General features: G+C 69.9%; 14 protein-coding genes and 3 pseudogenes. 6 read left to right on the top strand and 11 right to left on the bottom strand.

Going from position 1 to position 18,572, the window contains the following annotated elements; translation table 11 throughout:
* The first annotated feature begins 120 nt into the window (after positions 1–120).
* Positions 121–657, top strand: a complete 537-nt coding sequence (locus A6302_RS04590) for a DUF6101 family protein (protein ID WP_069306059.1) — start codon at positions 121–123, stop codon at positions 655–657.
* A gap of 76 nt (positions 658–733) precedes the next feature.
* Here the strand turns inward: A6302_RS04590 and ubiA are convergent, their stop codons facing one another.
* A complete protein-coding gene (gene ubiA / locus A6302_RS04585) occupies positions 734–1,687 on the bottom strand; it encodes a 4-hydroxybenzoate octaprenyltransferase (protein ID WP_069306058.1) in 954 nt (317 codons plus the stop codon).
* A 147-nt stretch (positions 1,688–1,834) separates the two neighbouring features.
* Between ubiA and A6302_RS04580 the strand changes: the two genes are divergently transcribed.
* From A6302_RS04580 to A6302_RS04570, 3 genes are all read left to right on the top strand, one after another.
* Entirely contained in the window at positions 1,835–2,419 is a 585-nt protein-coding gene (locus tag A6302_RS04580) for a hypothetical protein (protein WP_210183258.1), read from the top strand.
* A 121-nt stretch (positions 2,420–2,540) separates the two neighbouring features.
* The gene (gene purD / locus A6302_RS04575; RefSeq protein ID WP_069306057.1) at positions 2,541–3,803 is read left to right on the top strand and encodes a phosphoribosylamine--glycine ligase; all 1,263 of its coding nucleotides are present in this window, start codon (positions 2,541–2,543) and stop codon (positions 3,801–3,803) included.
* A 92-nt stretch (positions 3,804–3,895) separates the two neighbouring features.
* Complete coding sequence (locus A6302_RS04570; RefSeq protein WP_069306056.1) at positions 3,896–4,729, top strand: patatin-like phospholipase family protein; 834 nt, start codon at positions 3,896–3,898, stop codon at positions 4,727–4,729.
* 35 nt (positions 4,730–4,764) lie between these two features.
* Here the strand turns inward: A6302_RS04570 and A6302_RS04565 are convergent, their stop codons facing one another.
* Positions 4,765–5,229 (bottom strand): nucleoside deaminase, encoded by a 465-nt coding sequence (locus A6302_RS04565; protein WP_245293918.1) that lies wholly within the window; start codon positions 5,227–5,229, stop codon positions 4,765–4,767.
* A gap of 65 nt (positions 5,230–5,294) precedes the next feature.
* On the opposite strand from A6302_RS04565, the gene A6302_RS21040 reads away from it, so the two are divergent.
* Positions 5,295–6,575, top strand: a complete 1,281-nt coding sequence (locus A6302_RS21040) for a pseudouridine synthase (RefSeq protein ID WP_083255521.1) — start codon at positions 5,295–5,297, stop codon at positions 6,573–6,575.
* A 175-nt stretch (positions 6,576–6,750) separates the two neighbouring features.
* Entirely contained in the window at positions 6,751–7,305 is a 555-nt protein-coding gene (rsmD, locus tag A6302_RS04555) for a 16S rRNA (guanine(966)-N(2))-methyltransferase RsmD (protein ID WP_069306055.1), read from the top strand.
* Positions 7,306–7,329: 24 nt separating this feature from the next.
* Here the strand turns inward: rsmD and A6302_RS04550 are convergent, their stop codons facing one another.
* The 9 genes and pseudogenes from A6302_RS04550 to A6302_RS04515 all read right to left on the bottom strand — a co-directional run bounded on the left by A6302_RS04550 (position 7,330) and on the right by A6302_RS04515 (position 18,253).
* Entirely contained in the window at positions 7,330–9,129 is a 1,800-nt protein-coding gene (locus A6302_RS04550) for an SLC13 family permease (RefSeq protein WP_069306054.1), read from the bottom strand.
* 243 nt (positions 9,130–9,372) lie between these two features.
* Complete coding sequence (locus A6302_RS04545; RefSeq protein ID WP_069306053.1) at positions 9,373–9,936, bottom strand: NADPH-dependent FMN reductase; 564 nt, start codon at positions 9,934–9,936, stop codon at positions 9,373–9,375.
* A gap of 110 nt (positions 9,937–10,046) precedes the next feature.
* Positions 10,047–11,898: pseudogene (gene mutL / locus A6302_RS22670) on the bottom strand (DNA mismatch repair endonuclease MutL).
* Between the two features lie 176 nt (positions 11,899–12,074).
* Positions 12,075–12,731 (bottom strand): hypothetical protein, encoded by a 657-nt coding sequence (locus A6302_RS04535; RefSeq protein WP_069306052.1) that lies wholly within the window; start codon positions 12,729–12,731, stop codon positions 12,075–12,077.
* Positions 12,732–12,841: 110 nt separating this feature from the next.
* Positions 12,842–13,297 (bottom strand): annotated as a pseudogene (lspA, locus tag A6302_RS04530) (signal peptidase II); the annotation flags it as partial.
* Between the two features lie 59 nt (positions 13,298–13,356).
* Complete coding sequence (locus A6302_RS26030) at positions 13,357–13,863, bottom strand: hypothetical protein (RefSeq protein WP_245293919.1); 507 nt, start codon at positions 13,861–13,863, stop codon at positions 13,357–13,359.
* Positions 13,864–14,293: 430 nt separating this feature from the next.
* Positions 14,294–16,221: pseudogene (locus A6302_RS26025) on the bottom strand (isoleucine--tRNA ligase); the annotation flags it as partial.
* Positions 16,222–16,616: 395 nt separating this feature from the next.
* On the bottom strand, positions 16,617–17,621 hold the full coding sequence (locus A6302_RS04520) for a bifunctional riboflavin kinase/FAD synthetase (protein WP_069306050.1): 1,005 nt from the start codon (positions 17,619–17,621) through the stop codon (positions 16,617–16,619).
* Between the two features lie 167 nt (positions 17,622–17,788).
* Entirely contained in the window at positions 17,789–18,253 is a 465-nt protein-coding gene (locus A6302_RS04515; RefSeq protein WP_069306049.1) for a MaoC family dehydratase, read from the bottom strand.
* Between the last annotated feature and the right edge of the window lie 319 nt (positions 18,254–18,572).

Below are 18,572 nucleotides of genomic sequence, written 5' to 3'. Positions count from 1 at the left end.
TCCTTAAGGCGACCGAGAGGGGGCGTGGCGCATCCTGCAGGAACAGACAGGGGAGCGGACTGCAAGGCGCAGCCAAAGACGCCGCAACGCTTCCAAGGCATGACAGGAAAGGCCAGAGAGATGACGGGAGCCCATAGCCAGGTCGCCGGAGAGACCAGCCCCGATCGCCGCGCCCTGCCGGCGAGGTTCCACCTCGATGCCGGCGCGGCCGCGGTCTACCTCGACGCCCGGCGCGTGGTGATGCGGCGCAGCCTGTCCGGCCTGCCGCTGACCCTGACCCTGCCGGTCACCGCCTACCGCGGCGTCGCCGTGCGGATCGAGGCCCGCGACGACACCCGGCTCGGCGCGGTGATCGAGCTGGCCCATGCCGATCCGGCGCTCACCATTCCGCTGCTCGCCACCGACGACCTCGACGAGGCGACGCTGGCCTGGGAAGGCTGGTCGGAAACCTTCGGCCTGCCGATGCTGCTGCGCGAGACGGACGGCTCCCTGCGCGAGATGGAGGCCCGCCCGTCGATCGAGACGGCCGAGCCCCTGCCCCGCCGCCGTCGCCCGGTCGCCGGCCGTCGCCGCCCGCGCTTCCTGATGCGCCGCAAATGCGGCCATTCCCGCCCGATGCCCGTCATCGAGGGGACCGAGATCATCGCCCGCACCTGATCCAAGGCCTGTCCAGTGGGCGATGCACGAACGTCCGGCCTGACCAGCCGGACGTTTTCGTGCGTCCTGCGCCAGGTTACACGATCGCCCCGCCGCGCAGCAGCGTGTCGGCGGTGAGCCCGGCAAAGAACAGCCAGCCGGCGCCGCTGTTGGACTTGAACAGCGCGAGGCACAGCGCGCCGTCGTCGATGTCGAGGCGGATCACCTGCGAGGCGAGCTGGGCGGCGAAGGCGGCAAGCCCGAGCCAGGCGAGAACGCCCGCCCCGGCAGAGAAGAGCGCGATGCCGAACAGCATCACCGTGACGAGATAGCAGCCGGCGAGGAACGGCCGGGTCTGCGACCCGTAGGTCAGCGCCGTGGAGCCAAGGCCGATCATCGCGTCGTCCTCGCGGTCCTGATGGGCATAGATCGTGTCGTAGCCGACGACCCAGGCGACGCAGCCGAAATAGAGCAGGATCGGCGCCATCTCCAGCCAGCCCACCACCGCCGACCAGGCGACCAGCGCCCCCCAGGAGAAGGCGAGGCCGAGCACCACCTGCGGATGGCCGGTCACCCGCTTCATGAACGGATAGACCAGCACGATCAGCAGCGAGGCAAGGCCAAGCCCGATCGTGAACCGGTTGAACTGCAGCAGCACGGCAAGGCCGACGAGACCGAGCAGTGCCATGAACACGGCCGCCGCCTTCGCGCTCACCCGCCCCGCCGGGATCGGCCGCGAGCGGGTCCGCTCCACCTTTGCGTCGATGTCGCGGTCGGTGATGTCGTTCCAGGTGCAGCCGGCGCCGCGCATGACCACCGAGCCGACGAAGAACAGGAGGAGATGCCAGACATCCGGCCACGGCCGGCCCACAGCGCCCGCCACCAGCGCCGCCGACCACCAGCAAGGCCACATCAGCAGCCACCAGCCGATCGGCCGGTCGAGCCGGGCAAGCTGGGCATAGGGCCGAAGCCGCATGGGGACGAAGCGGTCGACCCAGTTGCCGGGACGGGCGTCGGCGACGGTGGCCGTGTCGGGAGAAGGAGATGTCATGCCACCGATTTAGCGTGACCGCCGGTGTTTTGCGAGCGCCGCGACGTGCAATCGCGCGCTGTGCCGGCCCGCGTCCGGCCCGCCCCGGTCGACAGTCGTCCGATGACATGGCACCCTGTCGCCGGCGCAAGACCGGGAGGAAAACAAATGCACGACCTCGACATCGTGACAGGCGGACGCCTGAAGATCCTGGCCCTCGTCGTGGCGGCGGCCACGATATCGGCCTGCCAGGGCAGTTCCGGTGGCGGCAGTGCCGCGCCGTCCGTCGCGGCAACACCCGCCGAATCGAGCCTCACCGTCGCCCTGGCCGGCGGAGGCTGGGACGGCGTGACGGTGCCGGCCGGCCAGCAATGCCGGCTGTTCGGCGGATCGGGGTCCACGCCGCCGCTCCGCGTCGCCAACCTTCCCGCCGGCACCACCGACGTCATCGTCGCGTTCAACGACCGCACCTACAAGCCGCTGTCCAGCAACGGCGGACACGGCATCGTCGGCTTCCGCGTTCCCGCCGGCACGGCGTCGACAACGCTGCCGAGCGTGCCCGGCGAGACCGCGAGCCTGCCGGCACCGGCCTATCTGGTGGCCAAGACCCGGGCGCCCGGCAAATATGCGGCCCCCGGCTACCTGCCGCCGTGTTCGGGCGGCCGCGGCAACGCCTATTTCGCGGTGGTGACGGCGACGGACGGCGTCGGCACCGTGCTGGCCGAGGGCAGCGTGGAACTCGGCCGCTACTGACGGACAGTCCGCCGTATCACGCGGACCGCGGCGGTTTACCCCGCCGCGGATCGGTGCTACTCGGCAGCCGAAGGGCCGGCTCCCGGTCCCACGATCTGGCCGAAACAGCGGAACGACCGTCATGCATGTGCTTCTGATCGGGTCCGGCGGGCGCGAGCATGCGCTCGCCTGGAAGCTGCGGCAGTCTCCCCGCCTGTCGCGCCTCACCGTTGCGCCCGGCAATGCCGGGATCAAAGCGATCGCCGATCTGGCCGCACTCGACGTCGCCGACCACGCGGCGGTGATCGACTTCTGCCGGCGCGAGGCCGTCGACTTCGTCGTGGTCGGTCCGGAGGCGCCGCTGGTGGCCGGCCTCGTCGACGATCTGGCCGCCGCCGGCATTCCGGCCTTCGGCCCCTCGATGGAGGCCGCGCGGCTCGAAGGCTCCAAGGCCTTCACCAAGGCGCTCTGCGACGAGGCAAATGTGCCCACCGCCGCCTATGGCCGCTTCACCGATGCCGCGTCGGCCCGCGCCTATGTCGAGGCGCAGGGCGCGCCGATCGTCGTCAAGGCGGATGGCCTTGCCGCCGGCAAGGGCGTGGTGGTCGCCGCGACGCTGGACGAGGCGCTGGACGCGGTCGACGCCTGCTTTGCCGGTGCCTTCGGGGCGGCCGGCGCCGAGGTGGTGATCGAGGAGATGCTGGTCGGCGAGGAGGCGAGCTTCTTTGCGCTCTCCGACGGCGAGACCGTGCTGGCGCTGGCCGCCGCCCAGGACCACAAGCGCGCCTTCGACGGCGACGAGGGCCCGAACACCGGCGGCATGGGGGCCTATTCCCCGGCCCCGGTGATGACCGCCGACATGCAGGCGCGGGTGATGGCCGAGATCGTCGCGCCGTCGATCGCCTGCCTGAAGCGGCGCGGCACCCCGTTCCGGGGCGTCCTGTTCGCCGGGCTGATGATCGGCGAGGCCGGCCCGAAGCTGATCGAATACAACGTCCGCTTCGGCGATCCGGAAACCGAGGTGATCCTGCCTCTGATGGAGAGCGATCTGCTCGACCTGATGATCGCCAGCGCCGACGGCACTTTGGCCGGCCACAAGGCCGTGTTCTCGGCCGATGCCGCGCTGACCGTGGTGATGGCGACCAGGGGCTATCCCGGCGCCTATGGCAAGGGTTCGGTGATCCGCGGCCTCGAGGCGGCCGGCACGGTCGAGGGCGTCACCGTCTTCCACGCCGGCACGGCCGAAAGGGACGGCGAGATCGTCGCCAGCGGCGGGCGGGTGCTGACCGTCACCGCCGTGGCCCCGGACGTGCGGACGGCGCGCGAGCGCGCCTATGCCGCCATCGACCGGATCGACTGGCCGGAGGGCTTCTGCCGGCGCGACATCGCCTGGCGGGCTCTGTAAGGGACAGGCCCACCGCTTGAACTCGGCGCCGCGAAGCCGCACCTTGGAGCGAACGGCGAGCCTTGCGCCGTGCATCATCCGGGAGACCCGCCATGAGCCCACGGATCGGACTTGCCCTCGGCGGCGGCGGCGCGCGCGGCTTTGCCCATGTCCACGTGATCGAGGCGCTCGACGAGATGGGCCTGCCGCCGGTGGCGATCTCCGGCTGCTCGATCGGCGCGATCTTCGGCGCCGGCCGTGCCGCCGGCCTTGACGGCCGCGCCCTGCACGGCATCGTCCACCACACCTTCCGCAATGCCGGCGAGGTCTGGGGCCGGATGTGGCAGCTGCGGCCGAAGAAATTCGGGGAGATCTTCAGCACCGGCTTTGCCCAGTTCGACGCCGAGCGCACCATCGACGTGTTCCTGCCCCCCGAGATTCCGGACGACTTCGCCGCGCTGCAGATTCCGTTCTCGGTCGTCACCACCGACTTCTACGACTGCCGCGAGGTGGAGTTCACCGCCGGCCCGCTGCGCCAGGCGATCGCCGCCTCGATCGCGATCCCGGTGATCTTCAAGCCGGTGGAGATCGCCGGCCGGATCTTCATCGACGGCGGCGTCGTCAACCCCCTGCCCTACGACCGGCTGCCGGCCGAGATCGACATCGTCATCGCCGTCGACGTGATCGGCGGGCCGACGCGCCAGCCGACCCGTGCCCGGCCCTCGGCCATGGAATCCGTGTTCGGCGCCAGCCAGATCCTGATGCAGTCGGTGCTGACGGAAAAGCTGAGGACCCGCCAGCCGGACATCCTGATCAAACCGCCGGTCGACGCGTTCCGGGTGCTCGACTTCATGAAGGCCTCGGCGATCCTGAAGGCGACCCAGCCGGTCAAGGACGAGGTGAAGCGCAAGCTGGAGGCGTTGCTGGAGAAGCAGGCGGCGGAATAGCGCCTGCCGCGGCGGCGCCCGCGTCAGGCTGCGCCTCATCGCCGCTCGCGAAAGAATCCCCGCAGCAGATCCGCCGATTCGGTTTCGGCGAAGCCGGAATAGACCTCCGGCGCGTGGTGGCAGACGGGGCTGGCATAAAGCCGCGGCCCGTGGTCGACCGCGCCACCCTTCTCGTCGGCGGCCCCGTAGTAGAGCCGGCGGATGCGGGCAAAGGAGATCGCCCCGGCGCACATCGGACAGGGTTCCAGCGTCACGTAGAGGTCGGCGCCCGGCAGACGTTCGGACCCGGCGGCACGGCAGGCGGCGCGGAGCGCAAGAATCTCGGCGTGGGCGGTCGGATCCTTCAGCTCCAGCGTGCGGTTTCCCGCCGCGGCCAGCACCGCGCCGCCCCGCACCACCACCGCGCCGACCGGCACCTCGCCGCGTGCGGCGGCGGCGCGGGCCTCGGCCAGCGCCTGCTCCATGAAGCCCGTGATGGCCGGGCCGGCCGCATCCGTCATATTTCGCCCGTCCCCGCGGTTCTGCAGGATTTCGTGGACCCGTGGAACCTGCTATCACCCCGGCCATGACCGACGCAAAAGATACTTCCCCGGAGCCCGCCGCGAGCGGCGACCCGAAGCCGCCCGAACGGATCGCCAAGGTGATGGCCCGCGCGGGCCTCTGCTCGCGCCGCGACGCCGAAGCCTGGATCGCCGCCGGCCGGGTGACCGTCAACGGCCGCGTGCTGGAGACCCCGGCCGTGACCGTGTCGGCCGCCGACACGATCCTCGTCGACGGCGAGCCGCTGGCCGGGCCGGAGCGCACCCGCCTCTGGCTCTACCACAAGCCGAAGGGCCTCGTGACCACGGCCCGCGACCCGCAGGGCCGCACCACCGTGTTCGAGCGCCTGCCGGGCGACCTGCCGCGCGTCGTCACCGTCGGCCGCCTCGACATCAACACCGAAGGCCTGCTGCTGCTGACCAACGACGGCGGCCTTGCCCGCACGCTGGAACTGCCGTCGACGGGCTGGCTGCGCCGCTACCGGGTGCGCTGCTTCGGCACGGTCGAGCAGGCCGCCCTCGACGCGCTGGCCGACGGCATCGTCGTCGACGGCGTGATCTACGGAGCGATCGAGGCGACGATCGACAGCAAGAAGGGCGACAACATCTGGCTGTCGATCGGCCTGCGCGAAGGCAAGAACCGCGAGGTCAAGAACATCCTCGGCCATCTCGGCCTGTCGGTGAACCGGCTGATCCGCGTGTCCTTCGGCCCGTTCCAGCTCAACGACCTTGCCGATGGCGCGGTGATGGAAGTGCCGCGCAAGGTGCTGAAGGACCAGCTCGGCGAACGGCTCGCCGCCACCTCCGGCGCCGACTTCACCCTGCCCGAACCGCCGCCCAAGCGCCGGGCCGGACCGCTCTCGGTCGCCGGCAAGGGCCGCCGGCCGGCGGCACCCGACGCCCGCGCCGCCTCCAGCGCCGCGAATCCGACCTCGACCGCGCCTTCGGCAAGGCCCGCGGCGCTGCCCCGGCCGCCAGGACGGCGTCGGACAGCAAGGCACGACCGGACGGCAAGGCAAGTCCGGCAAGGGACGATGGCCGCGCACGGCTCGACGACAGGACCCGCGCGGGCAAGGACCCTGCGCCGAGGAATCAGGCCGCCAAGGCCAGGCCCGACAAGGCCCGTCCGGACAGGGGCGACGCCGCCCGGCCGCAGGCCGCGGCCGGGGCGGATCGCTCCGATCGGCTCGCCGCGCGGGATGCCCGGATGGCAAAGGCCGAGAAGGTGCGGGCCGAGATGCCCGCCGGTGGCAGCCGCAAGGCGGCCGGCGAAAAGCCCGCCATCAAGCGGCCGTCCCTGTCGCTGAAGGAGGGTCGGAGCGAAGGCGCGGGCCGTCCGACGAGGACCAAGGCCGGGTCCCGGGCGCCCAAGGGCGAGGCCGTCGCGGTCACGCCCCGTCGCAAGCCCGCCCCCAAGGGGGGGCCGGGTCAGGGTGGCCCGGGTGGTTCGGGCCGGGGCGGTTCCGGCAAGCGGGGCGGCTGATGCGCATCGTCGCCGGCCGCTTCCGCGGCCATGGCCTTGCCGCGCCCGCCTCCCAGGCGATCCGCCCGACCAGTGACCGCCTGCGCGAAAGCCTGTTCAACATTCTGGAACACGGCTACGACGACCCGGTCACGGACGCCCGGGTGATGGATCTCTTCGCCGGCACGGGCGCGCTCGGCTTCGAGGCGATGAGCCGGGGCGCGAAGAGCTGCCTGTTCGTCGAGGACGCGGCCGAGGCGCGCGGGCTGATCCGCAGCAACCAGGAAGCGCTCGGCCTGACGGGCACCACGCGGATCTTCCGCCGCGACGCCACGCGCATGGGCTCGGTCGGCCCGGCCGAAGCCTACACGCTCGCCTTTCTCGACCCGCCCTATGGCAAGGGCCTAGCCGGCACGGCGCTCGAAAGCCTTGCCGCCGGCGGCTGGCTTGCGCCCGGCGCGCTTGCGGTGGTCGAGGAGAGCGCCAAGGCCGAGGTTGCCCTGCCGGCCGCCTTCACGCCGCTGGAGCGGCGCGACTACGGCGAGACGCAGGTGCTGTTCCTCCGCCTCGCGTGACGCGGCCGCTCTTGCCGCCGGACCTTACGGGGCCGGCTGCAGCGGCCAGATCAGCGGGATGACCAGCACGGTGACGACGCCGATCAGCAGGTTGAGCGGCAGGCCGACCTTCACGAAATCCATGAACTTGTAGCCACCGGCCGAATAGACCAGCGTGTTGGTCTGGTAACCGATCGGGGTCGCGAAACAGGCGCTGGCGGCGAACATCACCGCCACCACGAAGGGCCGCGGATCGTAGCCGAGCTGCTGGGCAAGCACGATGCCGATCGGCGTGATGATGACGGCGACGGCGTTGTTGGTGACGAGTTCGGTCAGGAACAGCGTCATCGCGTAGAACAGCGCCAGCACGGCCAGCGGCGGCAGGGTCGCGAACCACGGCTTGACCGTGTCGACGACGAGATCGACCGCATGGGTGTTTTCCAGCGACTTGCCGAAGGCCAGCATCATCAGGATCAGCACGATGATCCGCCAGTCGACCGCCTGGAAGGCCTCGTCGGCGTCGATGCAGCCCGTGACCAATACGAAGGCCACCGCGATCCAGGCAAGACCCACCACCGGCATGACGCCGAAGGACGAGCCGAGGATGACGGCGAACAGCGCCAGGGCGGCGAGCGGCGCTTTGGAGCGGCGCAGGCCGCGCTCGCGGGTCTCGTTGAGATTGACGAGGCCGAGATCGTCGGCAAGACGGCGCAGATCCTCGGGCGCACCCTCGATCAGCAGCGAATCGCCGACCTGCAGGCGCACGTCCTCCAGCCGCTCGGCGATGTTGCTGCCATGGCGGTGCAGGGCCATCGGATAGACACCGTAGCGGCGGCGCAGGCGCGCCTCGCGCAGCGTGCGCCCGAGCAGGCGCGCGCCGGGGCCGAGCAGCGCCTCGACCACCACGGTGGCGCGGGCGCCGACCGGCTCCACGGCTTCCGGCTGGTGGATGTCGACGCCGGCCTTCTCGCGGATCGACAGCACGTCGGACACGGATGACTTCAGCACGACGATGTCGCCGGCCATGAGCTCCACCCCGGCCATGTCGCGACGCAGCGAGGCGTCGCCACGGACGACGTCGACCACCCGGCGGTCCGTGCCGGCAAAGAGGGTCACCTTGCCCGGATGCTGGCCGATCATCGGCGAATCGTGGGCGATCAGCACCTCGACCAGAAACTGCGGCTTGTGGCGGCTGCTGGTGAGCCCGGTCACGGTCTGGCGGTCGGGCAGAAGGAAGCGCCCGGCGAGCAGCAGATAGAGACAACCGGTGATGCCGACGACGATACCGAGCGGGGTGATCTCGAACAGGCTGAACCCCTCCATCCCGTTCTGGCGCGCGACGCCGTCGACGAGAATGTTGGTCGAGGTGCCGATCAGGGTGACCGTTCCGCCCAGGATCGAGGTGAAGGACAGCGGCATCAGCAGCTTGGAGGCCCCCATGCCGAGGCGCTGCGACAAGGCGATGGTGATCGGAATCATCATCACCACCAGCGGCGTGTTGTTCACGAAGGCCGAGGCAAACATCACGAAGAAGATGAAGGCGGCGATGACGACGCCGGTGCCGTATTTGGTCAGGGACGTCAGCCGGTCGACCACGGCATCGAGCACGCCGGTTCGCACCAGGGCCGCGCTCACCATGAACATCGCGATGATGGTGACCGGGGCGCTGTTCGACATCACCGACAGGAGGTCGCGCGTGTCGATCAGCCCGAGAACCAGCACGGCGGCCGTACCGGTGATCGCGACCACTTCAGGGGGGAATTTCTCGGAGGCAAAGACGGCGAGCATCAGGAAGATGAGGACGAGCGACACGTAGGGGGCATAGATGCCGAAGTCGATTGCCATTCAGCCCATCCCGAGTCCGATTGCGCACATGGCGGCCGGCAGGCGGTGCCGGATCGGCGGGATGATAGGCGACCAGAATCACCGCGGGAAGCCACCCCTGAAAATCCGCCGACAAGGCAGATTTATCCTATCGGGTTTGTCGTGTCTAGAATCGGGTGGCGATCTGGCGATGGCCTGCCGGCTCCGGGCTGAGCCCTGTTGCGTGCCGGTCGCGCGCTCGTCGGCAGCGGTCCGCGCGTCCCGTCATGCACGCATGGGCTTCAGGGCCGCGGCCCAGCGGTAGAGCGCCTTCAGCATCACGTCGGCACTGTCGCGATGGATTTTCTGCGCGGCAAACCCGTCCTCCGTCAGATAGTCGTGGACGAGCGGGATCGTCACCGCCTCGACGATTGGCATCACGTTGAGGGTCGTGAGGAGCGGCTTGGTCATCTGCACCGCGCGCATGCCGCCGGAAATGCCGCCGTAGCTGACGAAGGCGGCCGGCTTGTGCTGCCACTCGGCCCACAGGTAGTTGATCGCGTTGACCAGAGCCGGGGTCGGGCCGAAATTGTATTCCGGCGCGACGAAGACGAAGGCGTCCGCGGCGGCCACGCTCGTGCTCCAGGCCTTCGTGTGCGCATGTTCGTATTTCTGCATCCGCGGATGGCGGGGCTCGTCGTAGATGGGCAGGCCGAAGTCGGCAAGATCGATCAGCCGCGCGTCGAAGCTGCCTTCCTGCCGCGCATGCTCGTGGAACCAGCGGGCGACATTCGGCCCGATCCGGCCGGGGCGGGTGCTGGCGACGACGACGTGCAGTTCGAGAGACACGGCTCTTCCTCCTCGAGAGATGACGGACGGATCCGGGCACGATCCCGCATCCCGTCGAGGAGGAATGAACGGGCCGGTCGATGGTTCCGCCGGCATGGCCCGACGCCCTGCTAGCGCCGGCCGAACAGCCGCTCGATGTCGGCGAGCTTCAGTTCCACGAAGGTCGGCCGGCCGTGGTTGCACTGGCCCGACGCCGGGGTCGCCTCCATCTCGCGCAGGAGGGCGTCCATCTCCTCCACCCGCAGCCGGCGGCCGGCGCGCACCGATCCGTGGCAGGCCATGGTGGCGGCCACATGGTCGAGCCGTTCGGCCAGCCCGGTCGCCCGGTCCCATTCGGCGATCTCGGCGGCAAGATCGCGCACCAGCGCCGCCGCATCGACCTGGCCGAGCAGCGCCGGCGTCTCGCGCACCGCCACGGCGCCCGGCCCGAAGCTCTCGACGACGAGGCCGAGCCGGGCAAGCTCCTCGGCCCGGTCGAGCAGGCGGCCGGCATCCTCCTCCGGCAGGTCGACGATCTCCGGGATCAGCAGCATCTGCGAGGCCGGGCGGCCGGCGAGCTGGCTCTTCAGCCGCTCGTAGACCAGCCGCTCGTGGGCGGCATGCTGGTCGACGATGACAAGGCGTCGGCGGTCTGGGCGACGATGTAGGTCTCGTGGATCTGCGCCCGCGGCGCGCCGAGCGGCCGGGCGAGACTGCCGGCAGCCGGTTCGGCCAGATGCGGCCGGGCGTCGGCCGAGGGGCGCCGAGTTCGGCAAAGCCGGACGTCGCGACGGGGGGCTGCCCGTGCGACTCCATCGTGTCGCCCGTCGCTGCGAGAGGCCGCTCGGCGGCGACCTTCCAGTCGAAGGCGGCGGCCGGCCGAGCCGCGCCCCATGCCCCCGAGCCGGGGGATACCGGCCCGCGCCGCGCCGCCATCGAGGCGGCCAGCGCCTCGAGGGTCGCCGCGCCATGGGTGGAGGAGGCCCGGTGCCCGGCCGCCACATGGGCGGCCCGCAGCGCGCCGACCAGAAGCCCCCGCACGAGGGCGGGATCGCGGAAGCGCACGTCGGCCTTGGTCGGGTGGACGTTGACGTCCACCTCGTGCGGGTCGAGCGACAGGAACAGGGCGACGGCCGGATAGCGGTCGGACGCCATCACGTCGGCATAGCCGGCCCGTACGGCGCCGAGCAGCGCCTTGTCGCGCACCGCCCGGCCGTTGACGAACAGGAACTGGGCCAGCGAATTGGCCTTGTGATAGGTGCCGAGGCCGGCAAGGCCGGTAAGCGCCACGCCCTCGCGCAGCGCGTCGAGGGGAAGGGCATTCGTCACGAAGTCGGCGCCCATCACGTCGGCGATGCGCCGGCTGCGGGCGTCCTCGCCGGCGTGGGCGGGCAGGTCCAGGGTCGCGCGGTCGGCGCCGGCCAGGGTGAAGCGCACCTCCGGCGCGGCGAGGGCGAGCCGCTTGATCATGTCGGTGATCGCCGCGGCCTCGGCGCGGTCGGTCTTGAGGAACTTGAGGCGCGCGGGCGTTGCAAAGAACAGGTCGCGAACCTCGATCCGCGTCCCGCGCGCAAGCGCCGTCGGCCGCACCTCGCTCTTCTCGCCGCCGGAGACGGTGAGCGCCCAGCCATGCGGTTCGCTGGCGTGGCGGGTCTCGATCGACAGGGTCGCGACCGAGCCGATCGACGGCAGCGCCTCGCCGCGAAAGCCGAGGGTGCGGATGTCGAGGAGATCGTCTTCCGAGAGCTTGGAGGTGCAGTGCCGGTCGACCGCGAGTTCGAGATCGGCCCGGGTCATGCCGGCCCCGTCGTCGGTGACCCGGATCAGCGTCTTGCCGCCGGCGGCCGTGACGATCTCGACCCGCCGCGCCCCGGCGTCGATGGCGTTCTCGACCAGTTCCTTCACGACGCTCGCCGGCCGCTCCACCACCTCGCCGGCCGCGATGCGGTTGATCGTCGATTCGGAGAGCTGGCGAACGGGCATGGTGATCCGGGTCGGGTGGCTTGGGCCGGCGATGGTGCCGGATTCGCTCGGCTGGCGCCATCGTTGCGGGACGGGCTGCGGCCGCTGCGAAGCGTGGCTTGGAAACGACAAAGCCGCAGGCAGGGCCCGCGGCTTAGGACCGGCGTGGCCGGCATCCGGGTCCTCGGCAAGGAGGATCAGAACATCCCGAAGATGCCGTTCTTCTTCGGATCGTCTTCCGGCTCGGGGATCGCGACCGGATACTGGTCGGACGGCCGGAGATACTCGGTCGGCGGGGCAACGAGGCGCGGACGCACCGGATTGCCGGCCGAATCATAGAGACCGCCGCCGGCAGAGGCGCCATAGAGCGCGGCGCCGGCATTGAGCTCCGTCGACGTCAGCGGCGTCGCTGGATTCTTGTCGAATTTCTTCTCGCGCTGCGTCCTGAAGGTGCCTTCCCGTCCGGTCGTCACATTGACCATGTCGGATGCCGGAACAACGGCACTGTCGCCACGCTCTGCATCACGGCGCGCGGCTTCACGAAAGCGACGCTGACGCTCGACATCCGGATCAACCGGCCAGTCCGCAAGCTGAGCCACCTGGTCGGGATCTTCCGGCGCAGGCAGGGCGGCCGTGCTCGCCGGAACAACAAGCGGCGCCCGTGGCTGATAGTTGATCGACGCCTGTCGCTCGGGAACCGCGCCGACGCTCGTCAGAAGACCGCGGCCAAGCGATCCGCTGCCGGATTCCGTTCCGTCATCCTCGTCCGTAAACGTGGTCACGGAAGAACAGGCCCCGAGCGAGATCGAGCCGACAACCAAGAGGGCGAAGTGCCCGAGCCATTTCCGCGTCATCGCAGCTTCCGCTTCCAGACGGCGCGCCCCGGGGGAAGGACGGGCCGGTCTCGTCATCGTTCCGGACCGGCCGCAACGACCGGTCATCGCAAGAATTGCCGAGAGGCCAACTAGCCGGCCTTTGCGGCATCCTCATGTCCACCGAAGGCCGAGTCATACAGGAGCGCCGCCACCCCCGCAACGATCCACGCGTCGGCGAGGTTGAACACGTACCAGCTGTAGCCGAAGGCATGCCAGTGCACGAAGTCGACCACCGCGCCGTAAACGACGCGGTCGATGGTGTTGCCGACCGCGCCGCCGAGGATCAGGCCGAGGCCGGTCGCGGCCAGCATCGACGGGGTTTTCCACAGCCAGCGTCCGAGGAAGGCGATCGCCGCCAGCGACACGGCGATCAGCAGCCAGCGGCCGATGTCCGCCTCCTGCTGGAACAGGCCATAGGAGATGCCCTGGTTCCAGACGAGGACGAAGTCCATGAAGGACGTGATCACCAGCCGCGTACCGGTGGCGATCAGCGGGTGATCGAGGATCCACAGCTTGGACGCCTGGTCGGCGACGAGGCCGGCCAGCGCCAGTCCGAGGCCGAGGCGCAGCGGCGACCGGCCGGACGATGGCGGCAGGGCTGCCATCAGGCCGCCCTTGCCGCGTCGAACTCGCGCATCGCCTGCGCATCGCGCAACGTCAGGTCCGGATAGTCCGGATCGCTGCCGACCTCGGGCAGAACCTTCCACGAGCGGGCGCACTTGCGACCGTCGGCTTTCGCCGGCACCACGGCCACGCCGGCTACCTCGTCGAGGGTGAAGGCCCCGTCCGGGGCGGCCATGTCGGTCACGGTGATCTGGCTGACGATGCAGATGTCGTCGAAGTCGTCGCTCGAGACCGCCGAAAACAGCTCCGGATCGGTGACATGGACGACCGGGGCCGCTTCCAGCGACGAGCCGATCCGCTTCTCGCGGCGCTCGACCTCGAGGGCGCCGGTGACCACGCGGCGGACCTTGCGGATCTTCTCCCACTTCTCGGCGAGCGCCGGATCCAGCCATTCGGCCGGCACGTCCGGGAACACCTGCTCGTGGACCGAGCCGGCCGCCTCGCCGTGGCGCGACCACCAGCTCTCTTCCATGGTGAAGGGCAGCATCGGCGCCAGCCAGCGGACGATGCTGTCGAACAGCTTGCCGACGACAAAGAGCGACGCCCGGCGCGGACCGAGGAGGCCGGGTCGCAGTAGAGCGCATCCTTGCGGACGCGAAGTAGAAGGCCGAGAGGTCGATCGTCATGAAGTTGAAGACGGCATAGAAGACGCGCTTGTAGTCGAAGGCCGGATAGGCCTCGCGCACCACGGCGTCGATCTCGGCCAGCCGGTGCAGCATCAGCCGCTCCAGCTCCGGCATGTCGGCGTGGGCCACCTCCTCGCCGGTGTCGTGGGCGAGGGTGCCGAGCATCCAGCGCAGGGTGTTGCGCAGCTTGCGGTAGGCGTCGACGTTGGTCTGGAGAATTTCCGGGCCGAGCCGCTGGTCTTCCCAGTAGTCGGTGGAGGCGACCCAGAGGCGCAGGATGTCGGCGCCGAACTTCTTGATCACGTCCTGCGGAAACACCTGGTTGCCGAGCGACTTCGACATCTTGCGGCCGTCCTCGGCCATGGTGAAGCCGTGGGTCAGCACCGCGTCATAGGGCGCGTGGCCGCGGGTGCCGCAGGATTCCAGCAGCGAGGAATGGAACCAGCCGCGATGCTGGTCCGAGCCCTCCAGATAGAGCACGTAGTCGTCGCCGCCGAGGCCCTTGCGCTTCGGCGCGAGATCCTCCCGCCGGTCGAGCACGAAGGCATGGGTGGAGCCGCTGTCGAACCAGACGTCGAGGATGTCGTCGACCTTGACGTAGTCGTCGGGGCTGTAGAGCCCCTCGAGGAAGCGCGCCTTCGCCCCGTCCTTGTACCAGGCGTCGGCACCCTCGACCTTGAAGGCCTCGAAGATGCGGGCGTTGACCGCCTCGTCGCGCAGGATTTCGGCCGTGTCCCTGTGGATGAACACGGTGATCGGCACGCCCCAGGCGCGCTGGCGCGAGAGCACCCAGTCCGGCCGGTTCTCGATCATCGAGCGCAGCCGGCGCTGGCCGGCCGCCGGCACGAAGCGCGTGTCGTCGATCGCCTTCAGGGCGCGGGTGCGCAGGGTGTCGGCAGACGCGCCGTCGATGTCGCGGTCCATGTAGACGAACCACTGCGGCGTGTTGCGGAAGATGATCGGCTTCTTGGAGCGCCAGCTATGGGGATACTGGTGCTTCATCCGGCCGAGGCCGATCAGCGCGCCGGCCTCCTTCAGCTTCTCGATGTTGGCCTTGTTGGCCGTGCCCTTGTCGCCCTTGAAGGTGATGACCTGATGGCCGTCGAAGCCCGGAGCGTCCTTGGTGTAGAAGCCGTCGTCGGCGACCGTGAAGGGGATGGCGGTGTCGATGCCGCGCGATTCCAGGTCGCGGGCCTTGTCCATCCAGACCTCGAAGTCGTCGGTGCCGTGGCCCGGCGCGGTGTGGACGAAGCCGGTGCCGGTGTCGTCGGTGACATGGTCACCGTCGAGCAGCGGCACGTCGAACTGATAGCCCCCGAGACCCAGGTCCCGGTAGGGGTGGGCGCAGGACATGCCGGCAAGCTCGTCCGGCCCGACATCCCGCAGCCGCTGGAACGTCGTCACCCGCGCCTGCTTGAACACCTCGGCGGCAAGATTGTCGGCGAGGATGAAGCGGTCGCCCTTCCTCACCCAGTTCTCGTCCGGCAGGTTCTCCTCGGTCACCTCGTAGAGCCCATAGGAGATCCGCCGCGAGAAGCTGATCGCGCGGTTGCCCGGGATGGTCCAGGGCGTCGTCGTCCAGATCACCACCGACACCGGCGGGGCGGCCTCGTCGGTCGCGGCCGGGGCGATGTCCATCGGCACCACCTTGAAGCGGCTCTCGACCACCGGGAACTTCACCCAGATCATGTCCGACTGGTAGTCGTGATATTCGATCTCGGCCTCGGCGAGCGCGGTCTTCTCCACCACCGACCACATCACCGGCTTGGAGCCGCGGTAGAGCTGGCCGGACATCGAGAACTGCATCAGTTCCCGGGCGATGAAGGCTTCCGCCTCGAAGTTCATCGTCAGATAGGGGTTGTCCCAGTCGCCCTCGATGCCGAGGCGCTTGAACTCCTCGCGCTGGACGCCGACCCAGTGGGTGGCAAAGTCGCGGCATTCCCGGCGGAACTCGACGACCGGCACCTCGTCCTTGTTCTTGCCCTTGGCGCGGTACTGCTCCTCGATCTTCCACTCGATCGGCAGCCATGGCAGTCCCAGCCCGGCACGTAGTTGGAATCGTAGCCCGCCATCTGCATGGAACGGGTCACCATGTCCTTCAGCGTCTTGTTCAGTGCGTGACCGATGTGGATGTTGCCGTTGGCATAGGGCGGGCCGTCGTGGAGGATGTATTTCGTGCGCCCCTTCGCCGCCGCGCGCAGGCGCTTGTAGAGGCTCATCGCCTGCCACTTGGCGAGGATTTCCGGCTCCTTCTGCGGCAGGCCCGCGCGCATCGGAAAGTCGGTCTTCGGCAGGTAGAGCGTCTCGGAATAGTCGCGGGCCGTGGTCTCGGCAGGCGAAGTCGCGTCGGTCATCTGGGGGCTCGTCGAATCTGGGCGTGGCATTCTTGCGGTGACGGCGGCGCGGGCGGCGGCGCGGACCGGAACCGGTCCGCACGTGCATCCGCGCCCTTCCCGGCCCCGGCGCCTGTCATCAGGCGCGCGGAACCGGGCCGGTAATTCGACCGGCCGACGCTCCGCGGAAAATGGCAGCAGGGGCTCGCATGCGCATGCGGCTTTCTACAGTCCGCGGCCGCGGAAATAAAGCGAAACCCGCGCGACGACCTCGCCGGCCCTCAGCCGGACAGCAGCACGGCGTCGAGGCCGGAGAGCGGCGTCATGGTCGACAGCACGGCCCGCGCCTCGGCGCTGTCGCGGTCCATCTGCGCGACGAGCGCCTCCACGCTGTCGAACTTCCGCTCGCCGCGCAGCCGCGCCACCGGGGTCACCCGCATCGTCCGGCCGTAGAGATCGCCGGCAAAGTCGAACAGGAAGGTCTCGAACAGCGGCTCCCCGTTGTCGAAGGTCGGTCGCCGGCCGTAGCTCGCGACCCCCGGATGGCGTTCGCCGCCGACCTCGGCCATCACCGCGTAGATGCCGTGGGCGAGGCCATCGCCGACGGGAAGGCGGACGTTGGCGGTGGGGTAGCCGATGGTGCGGCCGCGCTTGTCGCCGTGGCGGACATCGCCCTCGAAGAACCAGCGATAGCCGAGCAGACCGGCCGCGCCCGAGATGTCGCCGGCGGACAGGGCCGCGCGCACCCGGCTGGAGGAGACGACCTCGCCGCCCTCGTCGGTGAACGATCCCACCACCGACACGCCGAAGCCGCCGGCGGCCCCCGCCGCGCGCAGCAGGTCGGCGTCGCCGGCGCGTGCCGCGCCGAAGCGGAAGTTCCAGCCGATCACCGCGTGGCGGGCGCCGAGCGCGTCGACGACGATCCGGTCGATGAAGTCGCCGGCGCTGCGCGCGGCAAAATCGGCCGTGAAGGGAACGACGACGAGGCCGCCGAGACCGAGTGCCGCGGCGATGCGGGCCTTGGCCGCCGGCGGCGTCAGGCGGAACACCGGCGCGTCGGGCCGGAACAGGGTGCGCGGGTGCGGCTCGAAGGTCAGCATCAGCGCCGGGACGCCGAGGTCGGCGGCCGCGCGCAGCGCCTCGTCGATCACCGCCTGATGGCCGCGGTGCATGCCGTCGAAATTGCCGATCGCCACCGCCGCGCCGCGCAGGGCATCCGGCAGATCGTCGAGGGCGCAGACCGGGAACGGCGCGTCTGGGAGGCTGTCGGGCGGGGAGCCGGTCACTGGGGGGCCCGTTGTCTGGAAGAATGTCAGGTCGGCGCGAACCTGCCCGCGCGCGCGCGCCGGTCAAGCGGCCCGTGTCCGGCATCCGGAGCAGGCACTCCGGATCAGGTGGCAGGTTCGCGGATATCCACTGTCGGCATCCGCCGGATGGCGACGCCCCTCCCCGGTCAGCTCGCCGCGAGGATCGCCGGCTGCAGGTCGGCGCGGCGCGGCACCATCACCGTGGCCTCGCCTTCGAGAACGATGGTCGCGTCCACCCGCGCCTCGCAGGCGAGCAGCACCCGCGCGCCCTTGTCGATCAGGTCCGCGACTTCGACGCTGACGGCGATCACGTCGCCGATGCGCACCGGGGCGCGGAACTTCAGGGTCTGCGACAGGTAGATGGCGCCGGGGCCGGGAAGCCGCATGCCGAGGATCGCCGAGATCAGGCTGGCGGTGTAGAGGCCATGGGCGATGCGTCCGCCGAAGCGGGACTTGGCCGCGAAATGCTCCGAGAGATGGATCGGGTTGTGGTCGCCGGAAATCTGAGCAAAGCCGATCACGTCGGAATCGAGCACCGTCTTGAGATAGGTCTCGCGCATGCCGACCGCGAGATCTTCAAAGAAATGCGACGTGGTTTCCGGAAACGACATGGGTGCTGCTTTCCCTGAAGGTGGCCCGGCCAGGACCGGCTGCCGCGTCGGCATGCCGGCCGTCCAGCCCAGGCACCCGAGAACGCAGCGATCTTAATGCGCGGCGCGACCGGCCGGAGCCCGCGTATTGTCGCAGGCGATCTGCAAAGGTCTCGTTGCAACGGCCACGGCGCCGTTCTCTTGAGCGAAAGGCGACGAAGGCAACAGGAACCCCAGCGATCCAATTAACCGGTTTTTCAGTCCCGTGCGCTACTTTGCAGACGAGGTGGCGTGCGCGGCATCGCGAATTTGCCCTCCGAGGAACTGAAACGATACCGCC

Origin of the sequence: Methylobrevis pamukkalensis (assembly GCF_001720135.1) — a bacterium.
Classification (GTDB): domain Bacteria; phylum Pseudomonadota; class Alphaproteobacteria; order Rhizobiales; family Pleomorphomonadaceae; genus Methylobrevis; species Methylobrevis pamukkalensis.
This window is presented reverse-complemented; position numbering and strand designations above follow the sequence as displayed.

Bases quoted from the DNA above. Each gene is read 5' to 3' on its own strand.
- A6302_RS04565 (WP_245293918.1), bottom strand. From the start codon at position 5,229: ATGACGGATGCGGCCGGCCCGGCCATCACGGGCTTCATGGAGCAGGCG.
- A6302_RS04570 (WP_069306056.1), top strand. From the start codon at position 3,896: ATGAGCCCACGGATCGGACTTGCCCTCGGCGGCGGCGGCGCGCGCGGC.
- purD (WP_069306057.1), top strand. From the start codon at position 2,541: ATGCATGTGCTTCTGATCGGGTCCGGCGGGCGCGAGCATGCGCTCGCC.
- A6302_RS04515 (WP_069306049.1), bottom strand. From the start codon at position 18,253: ATGTCGTTTCCGGAAACCACGTCGCATTTCTTTGAAGATCTCGCGGTC.
- rsmD (WP_069306055.1), top strand. From the start codon at position 6,751: ATGCGCATCGTCGCCGGCCGCTTCCGCGGCCATGGCCTTGCCGCGCCC.
- A6302_RS26030 (WP_245293919.1), bottom strand. From the start codon at position 13,863: ATGCTGCCCTTCACCATGGAAGAGAGCTGGTGGTCGCGCCACGGCGAG.
- A6302_RS21040 (WP_083255521.1), top strand. From the start codon at position 5,295: ATGACCGACGCAAAAGATACTTCCCCGGAGCCCGCCGCGAGCGGCGAC.
- A6302_RS04535 (WP_069306052.1), bottom strand. From the start codon at position 12,731: ATGACGCGGAAATGGCTCGGGCACTTCGCCCTCTTGGTTGTCGGCTCG.
- A6302_RS04550 (WP_069306054.1), bottom strand. From the start codon at position 9,129: ATGGCAATCGACTTCGGCATCTATGCCCCCTACGTGTCGCTCGTCCTC.
- A6302_RS04590 (WP_069306059.1), top strand. From the start codon at position 121: ATGACGGGAGCCCATAGCCAGGTCGCCGGAGAGACCAGCCCCGATCGC.
- A6302_RS04580 (WP_210183258.1), top strand. From the start codon at position 1,835: ATGCACGACCTCGACATCGTGACAGGCGGACGCCTGAAGATCCTGGCC.
- ubiA (WP_069306058.1), bottom strand. From the start codon at position 1,687: ATGACATCTCCTTCTCCCGACACGGCCACCGTCGCCGACGCCCGTCCC.